Source organism: Actinomyces timonensis, assembly GCF_040702965.1.
In the GTDB taxonomy this organism is placed as follows: Bacteria; Actinomycetota; Actinomycetes; order Actinomycetales; family Actinomycetaceae; genus Actinomyces; species Actinomyces timonensis_A.
On sequence record NZ_CP159989.1, the window covers coordinates 165991 to 191929 of the forward strand.

The following is a 25939-nucleotide window of genomic DNA, read 5'->3' on the forward strand; positions in this document are numbered from 1 at the left end:
TCGACAGGCGCCGCGAATCGTCCTCCTCGATCCTCATCGACCGCCGTCGGCGGTTGCCTCGGGTAGCACCCAGGCGCGGGAGGCCTCGATATCGACCATGACGTCGTCGCCCTCGGAGTGGACGGAGGAGGGCTCAGGATCGGACTCCACGCACAGGATCGTGCCGGCCTCCGTCTCCACCTCGTACTCGACGTGATCGCCGTAGAACACGGCGGACAGCACCCGGCCGTGCGCGCCGATGAGCTCGCTGCCGCCCACGCCGCCAGTGGTCCCGCACGGGCTCAGGCGCACCGACTCGGGCCGCACGATCACCGTGACGCCGCTGCCGGAGGACACGTCCTCATGACAGGCCGCCTGGATGGTCGCGCCGAGCACCCGCACCGAGCAGCGCCCGGCGGCGACATCTCGGGCGGTGGCCGCCAGGAAGTTGGCCCGGCCGATGAAGTCGGCGACGAACGCGCTGGCCGGTCTCCGGTAGATCTCCTCGGGCGTGGCCACCTGCTCGATCCGGCCGGCGTTCATCACCACGATCCGATCCGACATCGTCATGGCCTCGGCCTGGTCGTGCGTGACGTAGATCGAGGTGATGCCCATGCGCTGCTGGAGGCGGCGGATCTCCAGGCGCATGCGCACGCGCAGCTTCGCGTCCAGGTTGGACAGCGGCTCGTCGAAGAGCAGCACCTTGGGCCGCATGACCATGGCGCGGGCCAGGGCCACGCGCTGCTGCTGCCCGCCGGAGAGCTCATTAGGCGCGCGATCTGCCAGGGAGTGCAGGTTCATGGAGGTCAGAGCCACCTCCACCTGCTCGCGGATCTCCTCGGGCTTGGTCCGGCGCAGCTTGAGCCCGTAGGCGATGTTCTCGCGCACGCTCAGGTGGGGGAACAGGGCGTAGGACTGGAAGACCATGGACATGGGCCGCTTGTTGGGTGGCAGGGACACCATGTTCTGGTCATCGAGGACCACCTGGCCGGAGGTGGTGTCCTCGAATCCGGCGATCATGCGCAGCGTCGTCGTCTTGCCGCAGCCCGAGGGGCCTAGCAGGGTGACGAACTCGCCGGGGGCGATGTCGAGGCTGACGCCGTGGACGGCGTAGACATCCTTGCCCCGGTTGGAGAAGACCTTGACGACGTCGCGCAGCTCAAGGCGGCCAGTGGCGGCGGGGCCGGTCTTGGGGCCGGGCGCGGTGGGTGTGGACGGTGTGGGCATGGGGAGCCTCCTTGGCTCTGTGTGCTCGTAGGGGATGTGGGGGCCGGTGCGGCCGGCTCTAGCCGGCGTCGCTGCGGGCCTGGCCGGCACGGCCCCGCATGAGTAGGTTGAGGCCGCCGATGACGGTCATGACGATGACGATAAGGATCGTGCAGAAGGCGAAGGCGTTGCCGAAGCGCCCGGCGTCGACCTCCGCGAGGATCTGGGAGGTCATGATCTTCGTGTGCGGCGTCGTGATGAAGATGATCGGGGACAGAGTCGTCATCGAGCGCGCGAAGGCGTAGACGAGGCCCGTGAGGAACGCCGGCCGGATGAGCGGCAGGGTGACGCGCCGGAAGGTCTGCGCCCCCGAGGCGCCCAGCGATGTCGAGGCCTCGTCGATCGCCTTGTCGATCTGGTGGAGGGAGGCGATTCCGGAGCGCTGGCCCGCGGGCATGGAGCGCGCCGTGTACACCATGACGATCGCCAGGGCGCCGCCCATGATGGCCCCGCCCCCGGCCAGCGGCGGAATGATGTTGGAGCCGAACAGCGCCACGGGCTTGTTGAAGGTGACGAGGTAGCCGATACCGAGGACCGTGCCCGGAACGGCCAGTCCCAGCATCCCGAGGAAGTCGACGATCCCGGCGCCGCGCCTCATGCGCACGACGACCAGCCAGGCCACCAGCATCCCGAGCAGGCCCGCCACCGGGGTGGCCAGGAGCGCCAGCATCGTGGTGTCGACGATGGCGTCATTGCCGATGCCCGAGAGCACGTAGTCGAAGTGCCGCATGGTGAAGGCGTTGTTGACCCCCAGGATCTCCACGAAGCCGCCGATGACGACCGCGGCGTAGATGGCCACCACGAGCGCCAGGATCATCCCGCTCACCGCCAGCAGCGGTACGCGGGCCGGCCCGCCCAGAAGCTTGAAGGAGCCGGCCGGCTTGCCGGTCACTGTGACCGTGGAGGAGCGCTTGGACCAGTACCGCTGCACGAGGAAGACGAGTAGCGAGGGAATGAGCAGTGCCAGGGAGTAGGCGGCGCCGGCCGCGGTGTTGTACTCGCCGGTGATGGCGATGTAGGCCCGCGAGGCCAGTACCGTGAAGTCCCCTCCGATCACCAGGGGGTTGGCCAGGTCGGCGATCGCCTCGGTGAACAGCAGGAGGAAGGACGCGCCCAGGCCCGGCACGAGCATCGGCAGGGTGACCGTGCGGAACACCGTCCAGCGTGAGGCGCCGAGGGACGCCGCCGCCTCCTCCATGGCCGGGTCGAGGCTGCGCAGCATCCCCGCCAGGTTCATGTAGGCCACCGGGAAGAAGGACAGCACGAGCACGAGCGTCAGGCCGTTCAAGCCGTAGATGTTCCAGTGCTGGCCCAGCATCTGGGTGGAGATGATGCCGTTTCGCCCGAACAGGGTGATGGCCGCCGTCGCCACCGCGAAGGGCGGGGAGACCACGGGCAGCAGGCAGATGAGGTGGAAGAGCCGCTTGCCGCGGAAGCGCACCCGTACTTGCACGTAGGCCAGGAGGAAGCCCACGAGTGTCCCGACGGCGCCCACGACGGCTCCCATCAGGATCGTGTTGAGCACCGTGGTGCGATTCGCCGCCGAGCTGACGATGACGCGCAGCACGGCCATGCCCTTGGCGGACACGGCCTCGCCGAGGATGCGGCTCAGCGGCAGGAGGACTAGGGAGATGAGGGCGGCCAGGACGATGACGAGGATCGCGATCGTCACAGGGTCCTGCTTGACACGGGTGCGGGCCCGCTGCCCCGCCGGCGCCTGGCCGCGGGGGGCAGGACCGGCTGGGGCAGCGGGGGCGGCGCCCCCGGGGGAGGGCAGGGTGATGGCAGTCATAGTGATGTCCTTATACAGATGCCGACCGCGCCGTCACTCCTTGGGGGCGGCGGCGATCTCCTCGTCGAAGCGGGCGGTGAGCCTCGACTTCTCCTTGGCGGCCGCTGTGAAGTCGTACTTGACGAGGTTGAGGGTGGACAGATCCACGGTCTTGTCGCTCGCGCTGGCCTCCGGGTTGGTCAGCGCCTGGTAGGAGCCCACGGTCTGCCCGATGTTCTGCGCCTTGGCGGAGATGGCCCAGTCGATGTACTTCTGCGCCGAGGTCTTGTGCTTCGAGCCCGCCACGAGGGCGACGCCGCCGACCTCATAGCCCGTGCCCTCCTTGGGGAAGGAGACGACGAGGTCGCTCATGCCCTCCTCCTGGTACTTCACGCAGTCGTGGGAGAAGACCAGCCCGACGGCGACCTCCCCGCGCCCGGCGATCTGCCCGGGGGCGGTGCCCGACTTGGAGTACTGGAGGACGTTGTTGTGCATCTTCTTCATGTAGTCCATGCCGGCCTCCTCGCCGCCCAGGCGGGTGATCTGCGTCCACAGGGTGGTGAAGGCGGTGCCGGAGGTCGAGGGGTGGGCGGTGGAGATCTGGCCCTTGAGGGCGGGGTCGAGGAGGTCGTCCCAGGAGTTGGGGACCTTCGCCCCGAGCTTGTCGAGCTGGGTCTTGTTGGAGCAGAAGCCGAGCGCGCCGATGTACACGCCGGTCCAGTTGCCGTCGGCGTCCTTGTACTGGGCGGGGATCTTCTCGGCCTCGGGTGACTTGTAGGCCTCGATGAGCCCCTGGTTGACGGCCTCCCCGTAGCCGTCGACGGGACCGCCGTGCCACACGTCGAACTCGGGGCTGTCCTTGGCCGAGGCCAGGCGGGCCACCGTTTCACCGGAGGACAGGCGCACGTAGGTGGCCTGGATGCCGGTGGCGGCGGTGAAGGCGCTCGTCCAGGCCTGGCACAGGTCCTCCATGGCGCCGCAGGCGATGGTGATGGGGCCGTCGCCGTCATCCCCGGAGGATGAGGAAGTGGTGCCCGCGCACCCGGCGAGGCTGAGGCTCGCGGTCAGGAGAGCGGCGGCGGTAGCGCGGTGGAGAGGGAAGCGCATGGGGTTGCCTTTCAGTTGCAAGCGGCGCCACATTGCGCCGATCGGGTCCATCATCGTCCGTGAGCGCCGTCATAATCCATGCCTTAATGATCACGGATGGTGACAGCGCTGTCATGCATGCCGTCCTGCGCGTGGTCGGGCTTCACGCTCCGTCGAGCCGGGGCATGAGGTAGCCGCGCCCGCGCGCGGAGACGACGATCTCCGGGCTGATGCCCCGGGCCTGGAGGTGGCGGCGCAGGCGGTAGACGGTGGTGCGCACCATCTCCTTGCCCCCGGCGTCGTCGCTCGTGCCCCAGACCTCCCCGAGCAGCTCCTGCCAGGTGATGACCGCGTCATGGCGGCGGGCCAGCGCCGCCAGCAGCCTGGCCTCGGTGTCCGGCAGCGGGATGGAGCGCCCCGCCCAGGAGACCCGGCCGGTGAGCGTGGAGACCCGCAGGGGTCCGTTCTCGATCGCCTCCGGGCCCGCCCCGGCGCGCCGGGTGACCGCGCGGGCCCGCAAGGCGAGCTCCCGGGGCGAGAAGGGCTTGGCCACATAGTCATCGGCCCCGGCCTCGAGCCCTGCGATCCGGTTGGGCTCGTCGCCCAGCGCCGTCAGGAGGATGATGGGCGCTCCGTTCCCCGCTGCCCGGATGCGGCGGCACAGGTCCACGCCGCTGGCGCCGGGGAGCATGACGTCGAGGATGACGAGATCGATGGCCTGAGCGGACAGGATCGCCCAGGCCTCCTCGGCGCTGGAGGCGCTCAGGCAGGTGAAGCCCTGGGTCTCGAGCGCGAAGGTGATGATGTAGACCATCTGCGGCTCGTCGTCGACGACGAGCGCGGTGAGCGACGGCGGGGCCGGCGTCCCGGTCATGCTGCTTGGCCCTCCTTCGGCGGTGCGCCGCGGCGCAGGGGGAGCGAGAGGTAGACGGTGGTGCCCCTGGCCATGATCGTGTCGATGAGCACGCTCCCATCATGCGCCTCCATGATGCGCTGCGTGACGAGCATGCCCAGGCCCGCCCCTCGGCTCGCCGGGGCCGCCAGCGGGTTGGTCGTAGCGTAGGGCTCGAAGGCGCGACTGCGCTCATCCGGGGTCATGCCCGCGCCGTCATCCATGACGGTGATGAGCGCGCTCTCGGCCTCGGCGCTCACTCGCACCGTCACGGCGCCGCCCTCGGGGGAGTGGCGCAGCGCGTTGGTGACGGTGTTGGCGATGGCCTGGCGCAGGAGGCGGTGGTCGGCGTGCGCGCGGATGGGGCGGCCCCGCTCCTCCAGTCGGATCGGGTTGCTCGCGGTGTGGCGAATCTCCTGGATGAGCTCGCGCACGAGGCCGCGCAGCTCCACGTCCGCCAGGCGCAGGGAGAACAACTCGTGGCCCAGGCGGGCCTCGGTGAGGAAGTCCTCGGCCATCTGCTGGGCCTGTCGGGCGTTGTCCTGGATCGTGTGGACGAAGCGCCGTTGCACCTCGTTGAGCTCCCCAGGGGTCTCCTCGGCGAGGAGCTCGGCGGAGGCGCCGATGAGGGCCAGCGGCGTGCGGATCTCGTGCGCCAGGACGTCGCGAGGGGTCGCTCGGTCCTGGGCGGTGGCGCTCAGGCGCGCGTTGTCCAGGCGCGCCAGGCGCAGGAGGTGGCGCTGCCGGGCGACGATGCCGCAGGCCGCGGCGAGGGCGAGGCACAGGGCGGCCAGAAGCGCGGGGGTCCAGACGCTGGGCATGGGGTCATTGTGCCGCCTCGCCGGGAGCGCCCGCGCCATGAGGCGCGCCCCGCGCCGCATCCAGCCTCGCGCGTCGAGAGGAGCCGAACACACCGAGAGGTGCCGAATACACCGAGAGGAGCGGGTAGATCGCGCTTGTCGGTGTATTCGGCACCTGTCGGGGTAGATCGCGCCTGTCGGCGCATTCGGTACCTGTGGGGGTGGGACGCGCCTGTCGTGGCGGGACGCCCCTGCCGGCCCCGAGCGCGTTCAGGCGAGGGAGGCCCGGTAGACGCCGTCGATCGTGGCGGCGAGAGCTGCGTCGAACTCCTCCTGGGACTGGCCGTCGCTCAGTCCCTCCAGCAGGGCGCGGGAGAACGAGGCGATGAGGCCGGGGTTGCGCGACAGGCGCTCGTTGGCCTCCTCGCGCGGGTAGCCGCCGGACAGCGCCACGACGCGCGCCACCCGGGGGTGGGCCATGAGCGGGCTGTAGAAACCGTCCTCCGTGGGGATGGTGAGCTTGAGCATGACGACGGCGTCCTCGGGCAGGGCGTCCAGGCCCGCCACCAGGGCATCGCGCAGCAGCGCCTCGGCCTCGGCCTTATCCGGGGCGCTGATGGAGACCTCGGGCTCGATGATCGGCACGAGCCCCTTGTCCAGGACTCGCCTGGCCACCTCGAACTGCTGGTCCACCACGGCGGCGACCCCTGCGGGATTGGCGCCGTGGATGACCGAGCGCTCCTTGGTGCCGAAGATGCCCGCGGCGACGGCGCGGTCGAGCAGGGAGTCGAGCTCGGGCATGGGCTTCATCACCTGGGCGTCGTCGGCGCGCTCGGCCAGGCCCTTGTCGATCTTGAGGAAGGGGACGATGCCCTTGACCTCCCACAGGTGCTCGGCGGTGGGGCGGCTCTCGATGGCGCCGTCCATCGTGCGCTCGAAGAGGATGGCGCCGATGACGCGCTCCGAGGTGAAGGCGGGAGAGGTGATGACACGGGCCCGCATGGCGTGGACGAGGTCGAACATCTCGGCGTCGTCGCCGTAGCGCTCGGCGCCGATGCCGTAGGCGGCCAGGGCCTTGGGGGTGGAGCCGCCGGACTGGTCAAGGGCGGCGATGAAGCCGGGCGCGGTGCGGATGCGGGCGAGCTGGTCGGGGTTGGGCATGATGCCTCCTCGCAGGGGATCGGATCGGGCGCGTGACATCCTAGCCGAGAACCGTTATCATTAACAGGTCGGCTCCAGTGGTGCGGAGCTCCAGGTGGCCGCCGTCGGAGGGCTCTCAGCCCCCGGCGGCGGCCACCTCTCCCTCTCCTCCCCTCCCCAGCGCGAGACCGGTCGAAAACAGCGACGAGACCGGTTCGGAGCTGCTTGTCGCGCCGCTGGCCTACGCTGATGAGGGCGGCGCCCGGCCGCCCTGAGCGCCCCGGCCCGGAAGGAGCGATGCCCATGACCGCTGCCGATCCCTCCTTCCTCTCCCCGCAGCCGATGTCCCCCGCTGTCGCCCGGCTCGTCGCCGGCGAGCTCGACGAGGATCGGGCCCGCTCGGCCCAGGAGCAGTGCGATCAGGCCGCTGAGCTCGTCGACCACGCCGCCCTGGGGCGCGCGGACCTGGCTGCCATCGTCGACGCCGTCTGGCTGGGGGAGTGGGCGGCCACCATCCCCACCTTCACCGACACCCCTGCCCCCGCCGTCGCCGCCCGCCGCGCCTGGCAGGCGGGTCTCGACGGCGCCGGCCAGCTCCTCCTCCACTCCGGCTGGCTCGTCCACCTCGAGACCGACGACGAGCTCGTCGTCCGGCTGCGCGCCCAGCACCCCGCCCCGACCGGGCAGGCCTGGCGACGGCGGGCCGCGGTGTACACGTTGGTCACCGCCCTGCGTTCCGGGCTGGGGGAGTGGGGGGACGCCGGCATGGCGCTCGACGCCGCCCGGCAGGGCTGGGGCCGCCGGTCCGGCACCGCCCAGGCGATGGCGGCCATGATCGTCGAGGACGTGCCCGCCGCTCAGCAGATCCTCATCGGGGCCGGGCGCCATGCGGACCGCGCGGCGGAGTGGGAGCACGTCATGAACGGCGGCCTCTTCTAACCTCCTCAGTCGCTGTCCGCGGTCCGACGGCCCCACCCGAAGCCGGCGTCCCGCCATCCCGGCGCCACGAGCCCGCCTGGGCCTGGGCGCTGGTGGGCGGTACTGTCCCCGACGCCGTCGCACGAGCGTCCGGGATGCGAAATCCAGCACATATCCGGCCAAACGCCGTGATGGTACCGTTATCTTCAGTGCTGCCTCGCGGGTGGTGCCTCCTCGTCCGAGGATCGAGGACAGCGGCGTCCCCTGCCGTCGCCGTCCCTCTCAGAGACGGCGCGCCGCGCTCCCGGGCGCCTCCTCCTCCCTGACGCATCCCCGAAGAAGGACACCGCCATGCAGAAGATGACCCCCGACCTCCTGGGCATGGCCTTCACCCACCCGGTCATCCAGGCGGAGGTCGACTCCGCCGGAGTCATCACCGTCAACGGCCAGGAAGTGACTCCCGTCGATGGGCAGGCGCCCGCGGTCACCTGCATCAGCGCGGCCGTGTGGCTCGTGGGCACCCAGTACGGTGACGGGATCCTCGCCCCCATGCATGTGCGGGTCGGCCAGGACTCCCGCTGGTACGTCCTCAAGGGCGACATCACCGGGGCGATCCTGCGCGGTCCCAACGACGCCAACTTCAGCCCCATCGACCCGCTCGACGTGATGGCCTTCGCCCCCGACGACCAGTGGGAGGCGCTCGGCGCGGATGCTCGTAGGACGTGGACCAGTGCGGGAGCCCCGGCCGCCGTGGACATCGACCCCGACGAGGCCCTCGCCGTCAGCGGTCCCCCCTCGATGTCCGGCGCCGCGGGCCCGTGTGGAGCGGGTGATGCCGAGCTGGCGGGCGGCGGGGCCGCGCCCGCCGCGGATACCGGGCCGGTCTGCTGGCTCCCCCCGGAGCGGCAAGCGCCGCGAGCCCCGATGCCCCCGCGGGCGCCGTCGGCCCCGCAGGCGCCGCAGGTCCCGGACACCCGCAGCTACCCGACGGCGTCCTCAGCGTCCTCGACCCATGGGTCCTACGGGGTGATGCCTGCCGCTCACCCGCCGACGGGCCAGGCGCCCGCCGCCCACCCTCCAGCAGCGCAGCCGCCAGCGCCCCCAGCGCCCCCCGTCCCCGCCGCGCCGCCGGCGCCCCCGGCCGCGCCTCGTTCCTGCTCCGTGCCCGCCGCGGGTCCCGGGCCGGCCACGCCCTCCCCCGTGGGGCCCGTGGCCGAGACGCCCGCGCCGTCGTACCGCCACACCCCCGGGGGCATGCCGTCGACCGGGGAAGACGGCGCCGCCGGCGAGGCGCCGGGACGCGGTGGAGGCCGCAGGGTCTCCCGGCGCGCCGTCCTCGCGACCGTCGGGGTCGTCGGCACAGCGGGCGCTGTCACGGTCCTCGCCAAGATGAAGAGGGGGCCGTCGGCGTCCTCCGCAGGTTCCGCGCCGACCGTTCCGCGACCGAGCGGGACGATCGCGCTTCCCTCCCACTCCGCGCCGTCGCCGCTCAGCAGCAAGGCGGTCTGGGAGGCCGAGATCAAGCCGCAGACGAGCCCTCTGGCGCTGCCCGACGGCGTCGCCATCCTCACACCGGGCTCGACGCTCGACGTCCTCGACGCCACTGGTGCGCCGGCGAGCAGCCAGACCGCGCCAGCCGACGCCCAGGCGCTCGTTCTGGGAGCCATGGATGGCGCCGCGGCCATCTGGGTGGTCACCCCGACCGGGATGTCCTGGTACCCGCTGACCGGCACCACCCTGGGCGCGCCCACGAGCGTTGCCCCGCCGTCGGGCGCCACGGTGAGCTGGGTCGGGGGCAATCCGCTCTTCACCCTGCCCAGCTCCTCGGCCGCCGGCGTCGACAGCCAGGGCGTCTACACGGTCACCGTGCCCAGCGGGCACACCGCCACCGCGGCCACGGACAGCCATGTCCTCACGGTGGACGGCAATGCCCACTACTCGCGGATCTCCCGCGCGGGCGCGGTGGGCGAGGGGACCCTGGTCGGCGACGGCGGGACCGGCGCCGCGCCGGCCTACATCTGCACGGTGACCGCTTCGCTTGTGGCCGTGGGCTGGAACGACGCGACCGGTGGCGCCCTGGGCCTGTTCAGCGTCGACGACGGCGCCCGCCTCGCCTCGATGACCGGCCTCGACCTCGCCTCCCTGCCGGCCAGCGTCATCGGCTTCCCGGAGAGGTCGATCCACGCGGTGGGCCGGCTGGTGATGACCACTGGCGATCAGCCCTCCATCACCCGGGCGGCCCTCGCCCCCGCGACCTGCGACGGCGTCTACTACTACGGCCAGACCGAATCCGAGCAGTGGCTCTACGCCCGGATGTCCGATCCGACCACGACCCAGGCGATCGACGCCGCCTCCCCGGCGATCCCGTGGGGCGGAGTCGGTGACTACTCCTTCGTCGTCGACTCCGACGCCGAGACCTGGAAGGTGTACGCCCTCCTGCACTGAGCTTCTGTGAACCGCGCTGAACCACGCTGAACCGCACTGAACTGCGATGACCCGGGCTACCACCGATGCGTGGAGCCTGCTAGCCTCGTTATCAGACCGTGACACTCCACCCTGGGAGATCCTGTGAAGCACCCCATCGCCGGGAACGGCGCCCTCGCTCTCGCCATCGCCGCCTCCATCGCGGTCATCAGCCCCTCGGCCACCGCCGATAAGCTCCCGGAGCCGGGCGTCGGCGCCCCCGCCGACGCCGTTGACCGGGTGGACGCGAAGGCTGAGGCCCGGCAGGACGACCGGGTCGCCGACCCGGCCCGGCCCCAGGCCCGGGAGGGCGAGAGGCGGGACCAGCCCCGAGCCGACCTGCATGATCAGGGTGACCAGGCGGATCGGGCAGCCGACGCCGAGGGCCGGGACGCCGAGCGTCGGGACCCGGCCGATCCCCGGGAGCGCGAGGATCTCCAGGACGATGAGCCCGGCAACCCGGGCGCGGAGCGGCGCGGCGAGGCGGACGCCCCTGAGGATGAGGACGGTTTCCCGCGGGCCGATGACGAGGACGGCCCCGAGGAGCGGAACGCTCCCCGGAACGATGGCAATGCCCTGCGCCCGAACGCCCCCGGGACAAGGACGTCGAGGACGGAGCGGGGCTGAACCCCGATCCTCGGGCCAACCCCGGTGAGGACAGGGCTCCTAAGACCGATCCGAACACCGACACCAGGCAGATCGTTGATGGCCGGGCGGAGTTCACCGTCCCGGCGGGGGCCGATCTCACCCCCCAGCACGAAGAGGGCGTTGGCACCTGGTCCACCGATGAGAACGGGAAGGTCGTCTTCACCCCGGGCCCCGACTTTGAGGACGAGGCCTCCGCGACCTACGTCGGCGCCGATGGCATCCTCCGCACGCTCACGGCGACCTCCCACGCGGCGCCCGAGGAACCGGCGCCGCAGCCCCAGAGACCCGCCCCCCGGCCCGAGGACCCGGCGCCGCAGCCTCGGGACCCCGCCCCCCTGCCGGAGAACCCTGGTGGTGATCTGGGTGGCGACGACGACGCTGGTGAGGGCCAGGACGGCGGCGCGGGCCGTCAGGATGATGGCGCGGGTCACGACGACGCCGGCGCGCCCAGGAGCCCCGCGCCGGCGGTCCCGGCCCCGCAGGCTCCAGAGGGCTCCCTCCGCCCCTGAGACAGCGGCGCCCGCCCCGGCTCCGCAGGCGCCCGCCCCCCAGGCCGACCCCGGCGCCGCGGCTCGGGAATCCCTCTCCCTGCCCGCACTGCCGGGAACCACGAACCCCGGTAGCGTCATCACCCCCGGCTCGCCCAATCCGGTCCCGGCCGGTCGCGACGGCTCGGCCGGCTCCGCCGGCCAGGTTCAGCGCGACGCCACCAACCCCTCCGCGGGTAGCGCGCCCAGCCCGCTGGCCTCGAGCGAGGCCCCGAACCCCGTCCCGCAGGGCAGCGCCGGCCCGAGTCCGACCCGGAGCCCGCGGTCGACCTCGACGACCAACCCCAGTGGCGCGCCGTCGTCCGAGTCCGGCGCCCAGCAGGCGGCCCCCGCCACCCAGGCAGCGGCTCCGAGGGAGCAGGGCAGTGACGGATTGGACATGCTCCCATGGATCCTCACCCCGGCCGCCCTGGTCGGCGTCGGAGGAGCGGCCTGGGGTTCATGGCGGGCAGGCGCTCCGCCGCCTGAGCGGCGCGCCCCGTCGCCGCGCCCGTGAACGGCGGGCCCCGAGCCGTCGGCCCGGGGCGTCGTCGTCCTGTCCCCCGATCGCCCCACCCCATGCTGAGGCCTCGGGCAGCCACCGCCCGGGGCCTGAGCGACTATGGGAGCGATCGGCCAGGCCCGACGGCGCTGCTGGGCGGGCGCTCATGCGGCCCGCTGAGAGGGAGGGCGAGGGGAAGGACGGGAGTCCGTCGCCGTTGACGGCTCCCTGCGCCCAGGTTTCCACGCTCCGACGACGGTTTCCACCCCCCTGCCCAAGCCACCTGGGCAAATGCGTGGAATCCGCAAGTTTTCAGCAACACGCCGCCACCCGTTGCCGAGCTGAGACCCGAGGCGGCGGTCATCCGATCCCACACGGGAGCCCCGATCATGACTAGGCTTGTCCCCGTGAGTTCGTCCTCAGCACCACGAGCCGATCAACGAGTCGCCGTGGTCATCCCCGCCAAGGACGAGGCCGACCGCATCGCGGCCACGGTCCGCGCCTGCCGCGCCATCCCGCGGGTCGACCTCGTCGTCGTCGTCGATGACGGATCCGCCGACTCCACCCAGAACACGGCGCGATGCGCCGGCGCCGTCACCGTCCGCCACTCGGTGAGCCGGGGCAAGGCCTCCGCCATGGAGACCGGCGCGGGCGTCGTCGCCATGCGCGACTACGAGGACGGCCCCACCCGCCTCCTGCTCTTCATCGACGCCGACCTCGGTGACTCCGCCGCCGCCTGCGCCGACCTAGTCCCGCCGGTGCTCGACGGCGCCGCGGACATGTCCATCGCCGTCCTGCCCAAGCAGGCGGGTGCCGGCGGGCGGGGCCGTGTCGTGCGCGCCGCCCGCCGCGCCATCACCGCCACCACCGGATGGACGCCGATCGCCCCCCTGTCTGGCCAGCGCTGCCTGACCCGGGCCGCCTACGACGCCGCACAGCCCTTCGCCGAGGGCTGGGGCGTGGAGGTCGGCATGACCATCGACGTGCTCGTCGCGGGCCTGGCCGTCATCGAGGTCCCCTGCGACATCCAGCACCGGGCCTCCGGCAACGACATGGCCGGCAAGCTCCACCGCGCCGCCCAATACCGCGCCGTCATGCACGCCATCGCCCGGCGCAAGCTCTGCGGCCGCCGCGTCCCGGCTCACCGGCGCGACGAGGAGGCGATCCGCGCGCAGTCGCCCTTCGTGGCGTTCCGGGCCGTCAAGCCCGCCACCGATGACGTGCCGGCGGACGGAGGAGCCGATGAGCGGGGCGCCGGCGGCCAGGCGCCTGCCGAGGCGGGCCCCGGCTCCCGGGATTGAACGGCCTGGACCTCCGTCGGCCGCGCGGGCCGGGCGCATCGCGAGGGCCCCGGGGCTATCGCCCAGGCCGCTGCCCTGGGCACGCCGCCAGCAGCGCCAGAAGGATGAGGGGCGCCGCCGCCGCGGCGGAGATCACGGCCATGGACAGCCCCGAGTCGTTGAGCAGCGTTTCGACGACGACGAGCACTCCCAGCCCCACCAGCGCTGATCCGACCCAGCGCGGAGCGCCGGGACCCGTGGCGAGCCACTGGTAGGCGGACCGCCCCTCGCGCCACGCCCGGCGCTCCCGGGCCCCCCACCAGGTCGCGCCGACGACGGCGACCAGCCCGGCCATCAGCGCCGTCAGGGCGAGCGCGTCGCTGAGGAAAGGGGCGATGAGCGCCCCGGCCTTGCGTCCCAGCGTGCCCCAGGCCGAGCCGTCGGCGAGGCCCGCCGCGAAGCGCCCCAGATGGGTGCGCCGATGAGCGGGGCGCGCGAGGTCGAGCGCCGCCAGGATCGTCCCGACCACGACCGTGCCCGAGCCAGCGCCCAGGCCGGCGCGCAGCCGGCCGCGTCGGTCCAGCCGTGGGGCGGCGAGGGCGACGGCCAGCACCACGAGCACGGGCGTGAGCGTGAGCGCTCCTCCGAGGTCGGCGCCGAGCCAGGGAGCGCCATCAAGCACGAGGGCCCCACCGCCCATGAGCGCCACCAGCCCCAGGGACCAGCCGCGGCCGGGAGGCGCGAGGGCCCGGAGCGCGGCGATCGCGATGACGAGCGCGACGGAGGCGATCGCGAACCCCGTGTTGGACATGCCGTAGAAGCGGCCCGCAACGACGGCGTCCATGCCCAGGGCCCCGTTGAAGGCCAGCGGCGCCCCGAGGGCGGCGTCGAGCAGCCAGGCCAGCGACGTGAGCCCCGAGACGAGCGCCACCTCCCCACGAGGGCGCCCCACGGCCCGGGCGACGAGGGCAACGATCCCGGCGAGGGCGCCGCCGATGACCAGGATCGTGGCGAGGGCGGCTGCCGAGGCGGCCCACGAGGGCTCCCCGGCCGAGGCCCCGGCGCGCCACCAGGGAATGGCTCCGGACAGGAGCGCGGCGAGCGGCAGGAACGAGGTCATCAGCGCTGCCTCGCGCAGAGCCATCAGCGCGCGCGGTGGGCGCGGGCGGCGCAGGGCGAGGCCGGCCGTGAGCGCGAGCGCCCCGGAGGCGGCGATGAGGAGCAGAACGGACGGGATCGTGGTCAGGTGGGAGGCGCGGGCGCGCAGGGCGTCGTCGGCGAGCCTCCCCACGGCGCGGGACCCCGCGGAGCCGGTGGCGCCCGGCTCCGCGCTCGCGGCTGGGGGAGGGGAATCGGGCAGGGCGAGGGCGCTGCCGGTCATTCGCGCGGAGGCGCCGCCCGGGTGGGGGCTCCCGGTGAGCGCGGCGAGGATCGTGGGGGCGAGGTCGGTGAGTTGGATGAGTCCCGCCTGGTGGGTGGAGTCGCCGACGAGCAGCCCGTCGTCGCGGCCCCGCGGGGAGGCGGTGCCCGTGGGCAGGATGCCGATCTGCGGGCCGGGGCTCTCGGCGTCGGCCACGGAGACGATGATGACCCTCGCCCGCGGCGTCGCGGCCAGAACCGCCTCGTGGGCCCGCGCCAGGGCTGTCACCCGCTGCTCGGCAGTGGTGGCCCCGGCGGCGGTGTCGATGAGGATCAGCCCGCTGGGGCCGGAGGCCAGGAGGTCCTCGAGGCCGTCGCCGGTCGTGCCGGCCCCGCCCTCGGTGGCCAGCGCGAGGGAGGCGGCATCCCCGACAGCGGCGGCGGGCACGCCGGCCTCCGACAGCGCCGCGCCCAGCGCCCCGGGACGCGCCCCGTAGCCAGAGCCCCTGGAGGCGGCCAGGGCGGATGCCGTGTCGGGGGCGGCCAGGCAGGCGGGGGCGCCCGGGGCGGAGGCGGCGCCGGGGGGCAGGGCGCGGGCGCGGGACCCGGCGCCGAGGGTCAGCCAGCCGTCGGCCGGGCAGGTGGCCGGGTTCGCCGAGCGCGCGACGACGTTGACGGGCTCGCCGCTGCTCGCGGCGTCGAGGAGGGAGCCGGCGTCGCCGGCGGCTGAAGAGGGGGAGCCCGCGATCTCGCGAAGGCCCCCCCAGCTCAGATCCCGTGTCCCCAGCACGATGACGGGCGCGCGCCCCGCCGTGCCCTGGGGGGCGGCCGCGGAGGACGCGCCGATCATCGCGAGGATCATCCCGAGGACGGTGACCAGGATGATGCCGTAGACGACCGCGCGCGCGAAGCGCTGCTGGGGGTTCCGCCGTCGCCTGCTCACCCGAGAAGCCTACGGCCCCCCACGAGACCGGTCGAAACCAGCATCGAGACCGGTCGAAATGAGGATCGAGACCGGTTCGGCGGGGGTGGGTGGCAGCGGTGCGGCGTCGCGTGCTGATCGCCCTATCTCGGCGAGAGGGGCGGGGTCAGCGGCCGTAGGAGTGGGCCGCCCTGGTGACGGTCACCTCCGGGGCGCCGCCGTCCGGCCACGTGAGCCTGCCGGAGAAGGTGTACTTCACCGTCTGGTCCTTCGGGTTCTTGTCCCACGTGGAGGGCTCCTTCCGGTAGGTGAAGACGATCGTCCCGCTCGCGAAGGTGGAGGCGTTGTCCATGGTCACCGTGCTCGCCGGAGTCGTCACCGAGAGCGCTGCCAGGTTCGTGGCCTGCAGCTCGTAGGGGCAGTCGTTATCGGTGTTGGTCGGCGGTGTCACGCAGCTCGTGGCCTTCTCGTTGACCTTGGTCAGGACGTGCTGCTTGAGCTCCTCGGTGGCCTCGCCCTCGACGGCGAGACGGGTCCCCGAGGCGCCGCTCCTGCCCTGCGAGACCATGACCGAGGCCTTGTCCGTGGTGATGTAGGTGGAGGTCGCCGACGTGCTGGCGATGGGGTAGGTGCCGGGGTACATGTACTGGGTGGCGGTTCCGCCGGCGCGCTCCGAGGACGTCACCCCCTTCGAGGCCTTGCTCGGGTTCTCCAGAGTGATCTCTGTGCCGCCCACGCTGAGGCCTCCCAATGACTCGGAGGACAGCTGGACGGGCATGGCCAGGGATGTCTTGACCTTCCAGTTGTTGAGCAGGCCGAAGGACTTGTCCTCGGAGGACACGGTGAAGACCTGGGTGAACTGCTCACCATCGAGGGACAGCGTGGCCTCGACCCGCTTCTCGTCACCGCCCTTCCCCTTCTCGGCAACGTCCACCACCGTGATCCGCGAGGTCGCCGCGGACATGGCCGAGTCCGTCAGGAGCGCGCGCTGATCGTTCGACACCCCGGGGTCCACCATGGCCGTGGCCTCGGAGGCCTTCCCTGCGGCCACGAGATCGAGGTACTTTTCGACGGCCTTCTCGGGGGTGCGCTGGGAGTTGAGCACCTCGACGCCGATGAAGACGCCCATGAGGAGCGCGAGGCAGGCGACGACGGCGCCCGTGGCCAACTTGAAGCGACGGCGCGCCTGGGGGCTCATGGGGGCCGGGGCGGCCAGCGCGGGGGCCGTGCCGCCCGCGGCGAGAGTCGCGCCCGCGGGGAAGGATCCCGTGGCCGGGGCGCCGAGCGGGAAGGCGCCGGTGCCGGGCGCGCCGAGCGGGAAGGCCCCCGTGCCGGGACTGATCGTGGGTGCCCCCGGCGGCGGGGGCGCCACCGCGGTGACGGGACCGGTATCGGTGACGGGACCAGCGGAGGCGATCGGACTGGTCGAGGCGACCGGCTCTGCCGCGAACTGGCCCGACGCCATCGGGAGCGCCCCGGTCGTCGGCAGGCCCGCGACCCAGCGGTCGACGGCGGCGCCGCCACCGACGAGGCGCAGCAGCGAGCCCGCATCGGCGTAGAGCAGGCCGGGGACGTACTCGGCGAGCACGGAGATCACCAGCAGGATGAGAGCGAGTGCGAGGGAGGACCACCACGACGAGCCGAGGGAGAGGTCCGCGCTGCTGGACGCCGACCGCGCGACGGAGACGCCGATGTGAGCCCTCAGGGGAACCAGCAGGTGGAGCACCACGACGGCGAGGACGAGACCCACGACCGGCAACTGCCAGACGCGCTCGAAGGAGGGCGCGGCCAGGCGCTGGCGGCGCGTTCCGATGCGCGCCGCGGCCACCACCAGGAGCACCAGGATCGCCAGGAACAGCAGGGCCGACCAGCCGCCCAGAGCATCCCAGGCCAGGCCCGTCGTCGTCCCGGCGTCGACCGGGATGTCGACGAGGATGTTCACGGCGCCGCGCCCGCTCGCGGAGAGCGACGCTCCGCCGAGCGTGCCCAGGCTGAGCGCGTAGACGAGTAGGTTACCGAGGTAGACGGGGATGACGAGGATCGCGGGGGCGGCGTCGTTGAGCGCGGCGCCCACGATGGCGCCCAGCACGACGACGGGGCCGAGGATGACGCCGACGGCCCAGACGAGCCCGCCGAGCTCCCGGACTACTTGCAGGACGGCCCCGGGGACGCGCGCCAGCAGGGCGCTACCGGAGCGCGCGGCTGTCAGCGCGCCGAAGACGAGGACCCAGACGACGAGGAGGATCCACACCGGCGAGGCGTGGATCGCGCCCTTCGCGAGGTCGCGGCTCAGGCCCTTGCCGGACAGGGTGACGATGCCGGTCAGGAGGCAGGCGACGACGGCGACGGCCAGTGCTTCCAGGGCCGCGCGCAGGGCGACGGCGCCGAGCGGAGCCCAGGACTCGTCCTGGTGCGCGCGGCGGCGCGCGAGGAGGTAGACCGCCGTCGCCACCGCTGCGAGCGTGCCCAGGGGGAGCATGGACGCCCCGATGGACACCGATCCATCCGAGCCCCCGTCGATTCCGCCGGTCAGGTGCCCGCCCAGGCTGTAGCCCATGGCGACGAGGAGCGGCGAGATCCCCGACGGCGCCTTGTCCGCGGAGGATGTGATGGCCGCGAGGATGAGGATCGCGGAGAGGAGCGCAGTGCCGAGCACCGCCGCGAGGGTCAGCAGGAAGGAGATCTGCGCGGGCGCGCGGCCCAGCGGCGACAGCGCTTGGGACACGACGCTCGGCGGCGCCTGAAGGGCCGGCTGGCCGGGGAGCCCCTGGGCCGCGACCGGCTGGCCCGCGTAGGCGGTGCCGGGATGGGCGGGGCGGGGCTGTCCGGCGAGTGGCTGAGCCTCGGGGGCCGGCGGGGGTGATGCCGTCGAACCCGGGGACTGCGCTTCGGCCGCGATGGAGCCGGAGGTGGGCTGATCATCTGAAACCGTGGATTCATCAGTCATGATGCGCCTTCGAGATCGAGGGTGAGGTAGATCGCATCCTCGCATGAGTCCGCCCCTGACGTGCGGTGAGTCCGCATTCTGGGGCTGCTTCCCCCTCTCCGCTGAGACCGGTTGAAAAAAGGTGCGCGACCGGTCTCGCGGACGGTGGCGGCGTGCCGCGACGGGCACGGATACCCTCGGGCCCATGAGCGCTCCCGTCTGGTCCTTCCTCGGTCCCGCTGGCACCTTCAGCGAGATGGCCCTGCGCGCCGTCGCGCCCGCGGCCGTCGACGCCGAGCCCTGCCCCGATGTGCCCACCGCCCTGGACCGGGTGCGCGAGCGCGAGGCCGCCTCCGCCGTCGTCCCCATCGAGAACTCGGTCGAGGGCGGCGTGAACGCGACGATCGACAACCTCATCGCCTCCTCCCCGCTGGTCATCACCGCCGAGGTGGCGATCCCCGTCACCTTCGTGCTCGCCGGTCGCGCCGGCACCCGCCTGGAGGGCGTGCGGGCCATCTCCACCCACCCCCACGCCTGGGCGCAGTGCCGCGGCTGGGCCCACGCCAACCTCCCCGGCGCCGCCTACGTGGCCGGGACCTCCACCTCCGCCCCCGCCAAGGCGCTCGCCGAGGGCGCCGAGACCGGCTTCCAGGCGGTCCTGTGCAACCCGCTGGCCGCCCAGCAGTACGGCCTGGAGGTGATCGCCGGCGGCGTGGCGGACAACCCCGACGCCGTCACCCGCTTCGTCGTGATCTCCCGCCCCGGGCGGGTCTCCGAGCCGACCGGCGCCGACAAGACGACCCTCATGGTCCAGCTCCCGCACGACCGCGCCGGCGCCCTGCTCGACATGCTTGAGCAGTTCAGCGCCCGCGGGGTCAACCTCTCGCGCATCGAGTCCCGCCCCGTGGGCGACTCCCTGGGCCGTTATCGCTTCAGCATCGACATCGAGGGGCATATCCGCGAGGAGCGCGTGCAGGCCGCCTTCATCGGCCTGCACCGGACCTGCCCGATGGTCCGCTTCCTCGGCTCCTACCCCCGGCTCGACGGCCGCCCGGTGATGGTCAGCGCCGGCACGAGCGACAAGGACTTCATGGTGGCGCGCGCCTGGGTGGCCGACGTCCTCGCCGGCCGCACGCTGTAGGCCGCCTCAACCCGTCCCGGCTCTTCCCGGCTCATCCCGGCCGCGGCACGCGGACGGCGACGGCGCCGGGCTCCACTCGCGCGCGCACCCGTCTGGCGGGGGCGAGCAGCTCGCCGTCGATCTCCAGCGGCGCGGGCTCATCCAGCCCCACCACCACCTCGCGCCCGCGGCTCAGGCGCACTTCGGCCAGCGCCCGCCCGGGCGGTGAGTAGCGGGCCGGCGCCGGCGGCAGGACCTGGCGGGCGAGCGAGGCCCATCCGGCCAGGCCGTGCCTAGCGTCGATCACGGCCGCATCGAGCGTGCCGTCGTCCATGCGGGCGGCCGGCAGCAGTCGGATCCCGGCGGGCAGCCGGCCCGAGTTCGCGATGAGCAGGCAGCGGGCGCGGGCCTCCTCCCGGGCCTCCTCCAGCGCCCCTCCGTCGACGGCGATGCGCATCGGCAAACGGGGCGCCCCCAGGCTCCGCGCGGCCGCGATCGCGTAGGCGCCCCAGCCGGCGTGGCGCTTGAGCCCGGCGCGGGTGGCGGCCACGAGCCGGGCGTCGAATCCGATCCCGGTCACCACCAGGCACGGCTCCGGGGGCGCCCCGGCGGCCTCGAGCGCGTCCGTGCTCACCCGCAGAAGATCGATCGGCGCGGACCGGTGAGACGCCGTGCCGGCGGCCAGGCGCAGCGCCGGCCATCGGCGCAGCGGGATGCCGAGGCCGCGGGCCGCGAGGTTCGCCGTGCCGAGCGGGACGATGCCGAGCTCGGCGCGGCCGTCGGCGCCGCGGGCCGCGGCCAGGCCGTCGGCGACGGCCCGAACGGTCCCGTCCCCGCCGACGGCGATGACCAGTCCCGCGCCGGCCTCAACGGCCCTCGTCGCCTGGTGGGCTCCGTGCTGCTCGGGGGTCGTGGCCGCCCAGGCGACGCGCTCCCAACCGGCGCCGCGCAGCTCGGCGTCGAGGGCTGCGCGCAGGCGCGGCGTCGCCCCCCGCTTGGAGGGGTTGATGACGACGCAGGCCAGCCCGCCCATTCGGTCGCGATCAGCTCAGCGCGGCCGGCTCAGGCGGCCTCGGCGCTCGCCGTCGGCTCCAGGACCGGCAGCCCGGTGGACCGCATGAGATCGGTGCCGATCTCGGCGAGCTGGGCGAAATCCTCGGTCCGCGAGGAGGACGCGCGGTGGACCAGGGCGATATGGCGCGCCGGCGTGGGAGCGGCGAAGCGGGCCACGCCGTGGGCGTCCGCGCCGGAGAGCATGCTCAGCGCGCCCTCGGGGATGACGGTGATGCCCATTCCGTGCGCCACCATCCGCATGACCGTCGACAGCGTCGTGGCCACCGCGACCGGGGGGCGGTTGCCGTAGCGCTGGCACAGGGCGAGGGTCTGGTCGCGCAGGCAGTTCCCCTCGTCGAGGAGGAGGAGCTTCTCGTCGTCGAGATCCTCGGGGGAGACGTCCTCGCGGCCCACCCAAGGATGGTCGGAGGCGGTGAGGATGATGAGCGGCTCGTCGAACATCGGCACCGCGGTGATGCGGGGGGTGTCGGAGTCGACGGCGATGATGGCGGCGTCGAGGCGGCCCTGGCCCAGCATGTCCAGGATGTCCCCGGTGACCATCTCGCGCATCTCGGGACGGAGCTGCGGGTGGTTCTCGCGCAGGCCGTCGAGCAGGACGGGCGCGACATAGGGGGCGAGGGTCGGGATGATCCCCAGCCGAAGCGCCCCGGTCAGGGCCGCTCCCTGATTCGTGACGGCGTCGGAGAAGGCCTCCGCCGCGAGGACCGCCTCACGGGCGTAGGACAGCAGGGTCTCGCCGAGGGGGGTGACGAGCACGCGCCGCGTGGTGCGCTCGACGAGCTCCCCGCCCACGCGCTTCTCCAGGGCGGTGATCGCCTGCGAGAGGCTGGGCTGGGAGACGCCGAGGGTGGCAGCGGCCTCACCGAAGTGCTGGTGATCGCACAGCGCGACGAAGGCGCGCAGCTGCGAGAAGGATGGCAGCGAGGAGGAGGGCATAGCGATTCCTGGGGTGAGGATGGGGCATGTATCGGGTTGGGAGGCTGGAGGGATGCGGGGCACGCTCGTCCGAGCAGGGGCGGGCCGCGTGAGGGGTCGGGCGGCCCAGGGAAGCCGCATTGGTCAGGTGAGCTCGCAGGTGGAGCCGCAATTGGCATCACTATAGGCGCTTATCCAATGAATGCAGAAGTTTTCTAAGGAGCTCCGGAGTGTCCGCTCGCCCAGTGGTCATTCAGCAGGTGGCTGATACCGCTGCCGGCCCTCAGCCGCGCGCGGGATCGACCGTGGCCGACGAGCCTCGGCGGCGGGCGCTCGCGCTGGCGCTCCGCCGCGCGGGATCGACGGCGCGCCCCGGCCCGGCCGCTGGCTACACTCGGCCTCATGATCGATTTGCGCGAGCTCCGTGAGAACCCAGAGCCGTACCGCGCCAGCCAGCGCGCCCGCGGCGCCGACGTCGGCCTCGTCGACCGCGTCATCGCCGCTGACGAGTCCCGCCGCTCCCTCCTGGGCGCCTTCGAGGCCCTGCGGGCCGAGCAGAAGAGCGTGTCCAAGTCGATCGGCAAGGCCTCCCCGGGGGCTGAGCGCGATGCCGCTCTGGCCAGCGCCAAGGAGTTCGCCGAGCGGGTCAAGGCCGCCGAGGCCGCCGCGAACGGCGCCGCCGCCGAGCTCGACGATCTCGCCCACCAGCTCCCCAACCTCATCGCCGGAGCCCCCACCGGGGGCGAGGAGGACTACGTCGTCCTGCGCCACGAGGGCGGCGAGCCGCGCGACTTCGCCGCCGAGGGCTTCACCCCCGCCGACCACCTCGCCCTGGGCGAGGGCCTGGACATCATCGACACGCGCCGCGGCGCGAAGGTCTCCGGCGCCCGCTTCTACTACCTCAAGGGCGCCGGCATGCGCCTGGAGCTTGCGCTCATGGCCGCCGCCCTGGACCTGGCCGGCCGCCACGGCCTCACCCCCATGACGACGCCGACCCTCGTGTCCCCCGCCGTCATGGGCGGCACCGGGTTCCTCGGGGCCCACAGCGACGAGATCTACTACCTCCCGGCGGACGACCTCTACCTCACCGGCACCTCCGAGGTGGCCCTGGCCGGCTACCACGCCGATGAGATCCTCGACCTGGCCGCCGGCCCCAAGCGCTACCTCGGCTGGTCCACCTGCTACCGGCGCGAGGCCGGCGCCGCCGGCAAGGACACCCGCGGCATCATCCGCGTCCACCAGTTCAACAAGGCCGAGATGTTCTCCTACTGCCGCCCCGAGGACGCCGAGGCCGAGCACGCCCGCCTCCTGGCCATGGAGGAGGAGATGCTGGCACTGGTCGGCCTGCCCTACCGGGTCATCGACACCGCCGCCGGGGACCTGGGCAGCTCGGCCGCCCGAAAGTTCGACTGCGAGGCCTGGCTTCCCACCCAGGAGCGCTGGATGGAGGTCACCTCCACCTCCAACTGCACCACCTTCCAGGCCCGGCGCCTTGGCATCCGCGAGCGCCGCGAGGGCGGCACCGCGCCGGTGGCCACGCTCAACGGCACCCTGGCCACCACCCGCTGGATGGTGGCGATCCTGGAGAACCAGCAGCGCGCCGACGGCGCCGTCGTCGTTCCCGAGGGCCTGCGCCCCTACATGGGCGGCCTTGAGGTCATCGAGCCCGTCGAGCGATGAGCCTGGACCGGTCGCGTCGCCCCGAGGCGGGGGCGGCAGAGGCGCCCGGCCCGGGTGAGCAGTGGGGGGCGGCCGATGAGGTGCGTCCCTCGGGCGCGCCGCTGACGGACCTCGACCCCGACTCCGCCCCGGCCCTCAGCCTCGGGGGAGCCACCCATTACCCGGGACCCGCCGGGGCCCGCCCCCTGGACGATGACGCCTACGCCCTCCTCGTCGCCAACCGGGCCGAGGCCATCGCCCCGATCCTCGACGCCGCTGGCCCGGGCGCCTCAGGCTTCCGCCCCGCTCTGGGGCCCGGGCTCATCGTCGCCCTCGACGTCGATGGCACCATCCTCGACCGCGACGGGCGCGTCTCCGATCGCGTCCACGCCGCGCTGTCCCGCCTGGCCGCCACCGGCGCCCAGATCGTCGTGTCCACGGGGCGCAGCGTCTTCGCCTCGCTGCCGGTAGCCCACCACATCGGCGTCCGCCACGGCTGGATGGTCTGCGCCAACGGCGCTCTCACGCTGCGCCTGGACCCCGGCCTGGAGCGCGGGCACGAGGTCGTCGACTCGGTGACCTTCGACCCCACGCACGTCATCTCCACGCTGCGCCAGGCCGTCCCGGAGGGCATCTTCGCCGTCGAGGTCCCCGATGAGGGCTTCCTCGTCACCCGGCCCTTCCCCGACGGCGAGCTCATCGAGGACCAGCGCGTCGTCAGCCACGAGGAGATCGTCTCCCGGCCGGTCAACCGCGTGGTGCTGCGCGCACCGGCCATGGGCCTGGAGGAGTTCAGCGACCTCGTGCGCTCCACGGGCTCCTCGACCGTCGAGGAGTACTCGATCGGCTGGACCTCCTGGCTCGACGTCGCCCCCGAGGGCGTCTCGAAGGCGACGGCGCTCGCGGGCCTGGCCGCCCGCCTGGGCACCGACGCCTCCCAGGTGGTGGCCGTTGGGGACGGCGCCAATGACATCGAGATGCTCCGCTGGGCGGGCCTCGGCGTGGCCATGGGCTCGGCTCCCGAGTCCGTCAAGGCCAGCGCCGACATCATCACCGAGTCCGTCTGGCACGATGGGTGCGCCGCGGTCCTCGATGCCCTCGTCGATCTCCTGAGCACTCGATCCCTGCGGGCCGCCGAGAGAGAAGAGCCCTGATGAGCCCCATCATCCGCCGTCCCAGCCCCGCTCGGCGCGCCAGAGGCGCCGGCATCGTGAGCGGAGCCCCCCGCGCCGTCGGCGTCGCGGGCGCCGGCCCGGTGCCTCCCCGCCCCTCGCGCCGGGCCATGGGGGCGGTGACGGCGCTCGCCCTGGCCGGAGCCGGCCTGGCGGGCTGCGCGCCCGAGGGCATCAGCGGCGCTCAGGCCAGCGGCGCGCCTGGCTGCGACGTGGATCCCGCGCTGCGGGGCACCTCGCTCACGCTCACCTCGCCGCTGACGGGCGTCGAGGTGCAGCGCCTGGAGGCCTCCCTGGAGGCCTTCTCCGCCTGCACCGGCATCAGCGTCGTCCACGCCGGCTCCGACATGCTCGAGGAGGACCTGCGCGCCGGGCGCCACGGCGATCTGGCGATCGTCCCCCAGATGAGCGTCATCTCCGAGCTCGTGTCCGATGGCCGGCTGGTGCCCCTGTCCGACCAGGTCGGGGCGAACGTGGAGCTCGGATGGGAGCGCGCCTGGGGCGAGGCAGGGACCTACGACGGCGCGCTCTACGCCGCGCCCCTCATGGCCGCCGTGAAGTCCTTCATCTGGTACTCGCCGTCGGCCTTCTCCAAGGCCGGTTACAAGGTGCCCGCCACCTGGGCCGAGCTGGAGTCCCTCACGAAGAGGATGGCCTCGGCGGGCGCCGCGGGCCCGGGGGCCACGGCCGGCCCGACGGCGAGCGCGAGCACCATTCAGGATGGAGGGTCCGCCGCGCAGGCCTCCCCGAGCGCCAGTCCCGGGGCCGGCGCCGGGCATCCGGCGCCCTGGTGCCTGCCGGTGGCCGACGGCGCCGCGAGTGGTTGGACGGTCACGGACTGGCTGGAGGACGCGATCCTGGCCACCCAGGGGCCGGGCGCCTATGACGCCTGGGAGTCGCACAGGGTCCCGCTCAACGACCCGGCCGCCGTGCGCGCCCTGGACTCGGTGGCCTCCCTCGTCCTCGCCGACGGGCACGCGCTCGGCGGACGGGCGGGCGCCTCGGCCATGACCCTGGAGGCCGCCGCCACCGCCCTGGCCGAGGGCCGCTGCTACATGGTCCACGCCTTCGAGCTCCTTCGAGACCGTCCTCCCCGACGGCGGCGCCGACCTCGACGCCTTCCTCGTGCCCAGCGCCTCGGATGATGACACTCCCGTCCTCGTGGGAGGCGACTACCTCGTCTCCTTCTCCGACGGCCCGGGCGCTCAGGCGCTGGCCGAGTACATGACCAGCGCCGAGTGGGCGCGGGCGAGGGCCGCCCTCGGCGGGGTGGCCACCGCCAACCAGCGCGTGGACGCCTCCTCCATCAGGTCGGGCGTGGGGCGGCGGGCCACTGAGATGCTCCAGTCGCGCCAGACCCTCATCCGCATGGACGCCTCTGACGGCATGCCCCCCGAGGTCGGCGCGCGCACGCTGTGGACCGCCCTGGCCTCCTGGGCCGCGGGCTCCTTGGACTCCGAGAGCGCCCTCGCCCAGGCGGAGAGGGCCTGGCCCACCAGCTGAGCCCGCCGGGTGGGCTC

The 25939-nt window shown here is 73.3% G+C and carries 20 protein-coding genes; 9 read left to right on the forward strand and 11 right to left on the reverse strand.

Annotation, left to right across the window (positions count from 1 at the left end; all coding sequences use genetic code 11):
• Positions 1-33: 33 nt before the first annotated feature.
• The 6 genes from ABXS69_RS00745 to ABXS69_RS00770 all read right to left on the reverse strand — a co-directional run bounded on the left by ABXS69_RS00745 (position 34) and on the right by ABXS69_RS00770 (position 6955).
• On the reverse strand, positions 34-1206 hold the full coding sequence (locus ABXS69_RS00745; protein WP_366180725.1) for an ABC transporter ATP-binding protein: 1173 nt from the start codon (positions 1204-1206) through the stop codon (positions 34-36).
• 58 nt (positions 1207-1264) lie between these two features.
• Complete coding sequence (locus tag ABXS69_RS00750; protein ID WP_366180726.1) at positions 1265-3037, reverse strand: iron ABC transporter permease; 1773 nt, start codon at positions 3035-3037, stop codon at positions 1265-1267.
• A gap of 33 nt (positions 3038-3070) precedes the next feature.
• Positions 3071-4123, reverse strand: coding sequence for an ABC transporter substrate-binding protein (locus tag ABXS69_RS00755; RefSeq protein ID WP_366180727.1), 1053 nt, complete (start codon positions 4121-4123; stop codon positions 3071-3073).
• Positions 4124-4265: 142 nt separating this feature from the next.
• A complete protein-coding gene (locus tag ABXS69_RS00760) occupies positions 4266-4976 on the reverse strand; it encodes a response regulator transcription factor (RefSeq protein ID WP_366180728.1) in 711 nt (236 codons plus the stop codon).
• Entirely contained in the window at positions 4973-5815 is an 843-nt protein-coding gene (locus tag ABXS69_RS00765; RefSeq protein WP_366180729.1) for a HAMP domain-containing sensor histidine kinase, read from the reverse strand. Before ABXS69_RS00765 ends, ABXS69_RS00760 begins: the two co-directional genes overlap by 4 nt.
• Positions 5816-6064: 249 nt before the next feature.
• Positions 6065-6955, reverse strand: a complete 891-nt coding sequence (locus ABXS69_RS00770) for a fructose bisphosphate aldolase (protein WP_366180730.1) — start codon at positions 6953-6955, stop codon at positions 6065-6067.
• A 282-nt stretch (positions 6956-7237) separates the two neighbouring features.
• On the opposite strand from ABXS69_RS00770, the gene ABXS69_RS00775 reads away from it, so the two are divergent.
• The 3 genes from ABXS69_RS00775 to ABXS69_RS00785 all read left to right on the forward strand — a co-directional run bounded on the left by ABXS69_RS00775 (position 7238) and on the right by ABXS69_RS00785 (position 10942).
• Positions 7238-7873, forward strand: coding sequence for a hypothetical protein (locus tag ABXS69_RS00775; protein WP_366180731.1), 636 nt, complete (start codon positions 7238-7240; stop codon positions 7871-7873).
• Between the two features lie 330 nt (positions 7874-8203).
• Positions 8204-10297 carry a hypothetical protein gene (locus tag ABXS69_RS00780; RefSeq protein WP_366180732.1) on the forward strand — a complete coding sequence of 698 codons (2094 nt, stop codon included), beginning with the start codon at positions 8204-8206 and terminating at the stop codon, positions 10295-10297.
• A 123-nt stretch (positions 10298-10420) separates the two neighbouring features.
• The gene (locus tag ABXS69_RS00785) at positions 10421-10942 is read left to right on the forward strand and encodes a hypothetical protein (protein WP_366180733.1); all 522 of its coding nucleotides are present in this window, start codon (positions 10421-10423) and stop codon (positions 10940-10942) included.
• 716 nt (positions 10943-11658) lie between these two features.
• Here ABXS69_RS00785 and ABXS69_RS00790 read toward each other — a convergent pair.
• Positions 11659-11892: a hypothetical protein gene (locus ABXS69_RS00790; protein WP_366180734.1), complete on the reverse strand. Its 234-nt coding sequence runs from the start codon at positions 11890-11892 to the stop codon at positions 11659-11661.
• 507 nt (positions 11893-12399) lie between these two features.
• On the opposite strand from ABXS69_RS00790, the gene ABXS69_RS00795 reads away from it, so the two are divergent.
• Complete coding sequence (locus tag ABXS69_RS00795; protein WP_366180735.1) at positions 12400-13293, forward strand: glycosyltransferase; 894 nt, start codon at positions 12400-12402, stop codon at positions 13291-13293.
• Between the two features lie 55 nt (positions 13294-13348).
• Here the strand turns inward: ABXS69_RS00795 and ABXS69_RS00800 are convergent, their stop codons facing one another.
• Both ABXS69_RS00800 and ABXS69_RS00805 read right to left on the reverse strand, forming a co-directional pair.
• Positions 13349-15574 (reverse strand): hypothetical protein, encoded by a 2226-nt coding sequence (locus ABXS69_RS00800; protein WP_366180736.1) that lies wholly within the window; start codon positions 15572-15574, stop codon positions 13349-13351.
• 145 nt (positions 15575-15719) lie between these two features.
• On the reverse strand, positions 15720-18500 hold the full coding sequence (locus ABXS69_RS00805) for a hypothetical protein (protein WP_366180737.1): 2781 nt from the start codon (positions 18498-18500) through the stop codon (positions 15720-15722).
• 184 nt (positions 18501-18684) lie between these two features.
• On the opposite strand from ABXS69_RS00805, the gene pheA reads away from it, so the two are divergent.
• On the forward strand, positions 18685-19620 hold the full coding sequence (pheA, locus tag ABXS69_RS00810; RefSeq protein ID WP_366180738.1) for a prephenate dehydratase: 936 nt from the start codon (positions 18685-18687) through the stop codon (positions 19618-19620).
• A 31-nt stretch (positions 19621-19651) separates the two neighbouring features.
• Here the strand turns inward: pheA and ABXS69_RS00815 are convergent, their stop codons facing one another.
• Both ABXS69_RS00815 and ABXS69_RS00820 read right to left on the reverse strand, forming a co-directional pair.
• Positions 19652-20632: a diacylglycerol kinase family protein gene (locus tag ABXS69_RS00815; protein ID WP_366180739.1), complete on the reverse strand. Its 981-nt coding sequence runs from the start codon at positions 20630-20632 to the stop codon at positions 19652-19654.
• A gap of 29 nt (positions 20633-20661) precedes the next feature.
• Positions 20662-21609: a hydrogen peroxide-inducible genes activator gene (locus ABXS69_RS00820; protein WP_366180740.1), complete on the reverse strand. Its 948-nt coding sequence runs from the start codon at positions 21607-21609 to the stop codon at positions 20662-20664.
• A gap of 381 nt (positions 21610-21990) precedes the next feature.
• On the opposite strand from ABXS69_RS00820, the gene serS reads away from it, so the two are divergent.
• Genes serS through ABXS69_RS00840 form a run of 4 tightly spaced genes read left to right on the forward strand, consistent with a single transcriptional unit; the run spans position 21991 to position 25922 of the window.
• Positions 21991-23268, forward strand: a complete 1278-nt coding sequence (gene serS / locus ABXS69_RS00825; protein ID WP_366180741.1) for a serine--tRNA ligase — start codon at positions 21991-21993, stop codon at positions 23266-23268.
• The gene (locus ABXS69_RS00830; RefSeq protein WP_366180742.1) at positions 23265-24401 is read left to right on the forward strand and encodes an HAD family hydrolase; all 1137 of its coding nucleotides are present in this window, start codon (positions 23265-23267) and stop codon (positions 24399-24401) included. The genes serS and ABXS69_RS00830 overlap by 4 nt, the downstream gene beginning before the upstream one ends.
• A complete protein-coding gene (locus ABXS69_RS00835) occupies positions 24401-25564 on the forward strand; it encodes an extracellular solute-binding protein (protein WP_366180743.1) in 1164 nt (387 codons plus the stop codon). Before ABXS69_RS00830 ends, ABXS69_RS00835 begins: the two co-directional genes overlap by 1 nt.
• A complete protein-coding gene (locus ABXS69_RS00840) occupies positions 25545-25922 on the forward strand; it encodes a hypothetical protein (protein ID WP_366180744.1) in 378 nt (125 codons plus the stop codon). The genes ABXS69_RS00835 and ABXS69_RS00840 overlap by 20 nt, the downstream gene beginning before the upstream one ends.
• Positions 25923-25939 lie beyond the last annotated feature (17 nt).

Coding starts and splice junctions, on each gene's coding strand:
- ABXS69_RS00835 (WP_366180743.1), top strand. CDS start 24,401: ATGAGCCCCATCATCCGCCGTCCCAGCCCCGCTCGGCGCGCCAGAGGC.
- ABXS69_RS00780 (WP_366180732.1), top strand. CDS start 8,204: ATGCAGAAGATGACCCCCGACCTCCTGGGCATGGCCTTCACCCACCCG.
- ABXS69_RS00830 (WP_366180742.1), top strand. CDS start 23,265: ATGAGCCTGGACCGGTCGCGTCGCCCCGAGGCGGGGGCGGCAGAGGCG.
- ABXS69_RS00765 (WP_366180729.1), bottom strand. CDS start 5,815: ATGCCCAGCGTCTGGACCCCCGCGCTTCTGGCCGCCCTGTGCCTCGCC.
- ABXS69_RS00805 (WP_366180737.1), bottom strand. CDS start 18,500: ATGACTGATGAATCCACGGTTTCAGATGATCAGCCCACCTCCGGCTCC.
- ABXS69_RS00790 (WP_366180734.1), bottom strand. CDS start 11,892: ATGTCCAATCCGTCACTGCCCTGCTCCCTCGGAGCCGCTGCCTGGGTG.
- ABXS69_RS00745 (WP_366180725.1), bottom strand. CDS start 1,206: ATGCCCACACCGTCCACACCCACCGCGCCCGGCCCCAAGACCGGCCCC.
- serS (WP_366180741.1), top strand. CDS start 21,991: ATGATCGATTTGCGCGAGCTCCGTGAGAACCCAGAGCCGTACCGCGCC.
- ABXS69_RS00760 (WP_366180728.1), bottom strand. CDS start 4,976: ATGACCGGGACGCCGGCCCCGCCGTCGCTCACCGCGCTCGTCGTCGAC.
- ABXS69_RS00755 (WP_366180727.1), bottom strand. CDS start 4,123: ATGCGCTTCCCTCTCCACCGCGCTACCGCCGCCGCTCTCCTGACCGCG.
- ABXS69_RS00775 (WP_366180731.1), top strand. CDS start 7,238: ATGACCGCTGCCGATCCCTCCTTCCTCTCCCCGCAGCCGATGTCCCCC.
- pheA (WP_366180738.1), top strand. CDS start 18,685: ATGAGCGCTCCCGTCTGGTCCTTCCTCGGTCCCGCTGGCACCTTCAGC.
- ABXS69_RS00820 (WP_366180740.1), bottom strand. CDS start 21,609: ATGCCCTCCTCCTCGCTGCCATCCTTCTCGCAGCTGCGCGCCTTCGTC.
- ABXS69_RS00815 (WP_366180739.1), bottom strand. CDS start 20,632: ATGGGCGGGCTGGCCTGCGTCGTCATCAACCCCTCCAAGCGGGGGGCG.
- ABXS69_RS00750 (WP_366180726.1), bottom strand. CDS start 3,037: ATGACTGCCATCACCCTGCCCTCCCCCGGGGGCGCCGCCCCCGCTGCC.
- ABXS69_RS00770 (WP_366180730.1), bottom strand. CDS start 6,955: ATGCCCAACCCCGACCAGCTCGCCCGCATCCGCACCGCGCCCGGCTTC.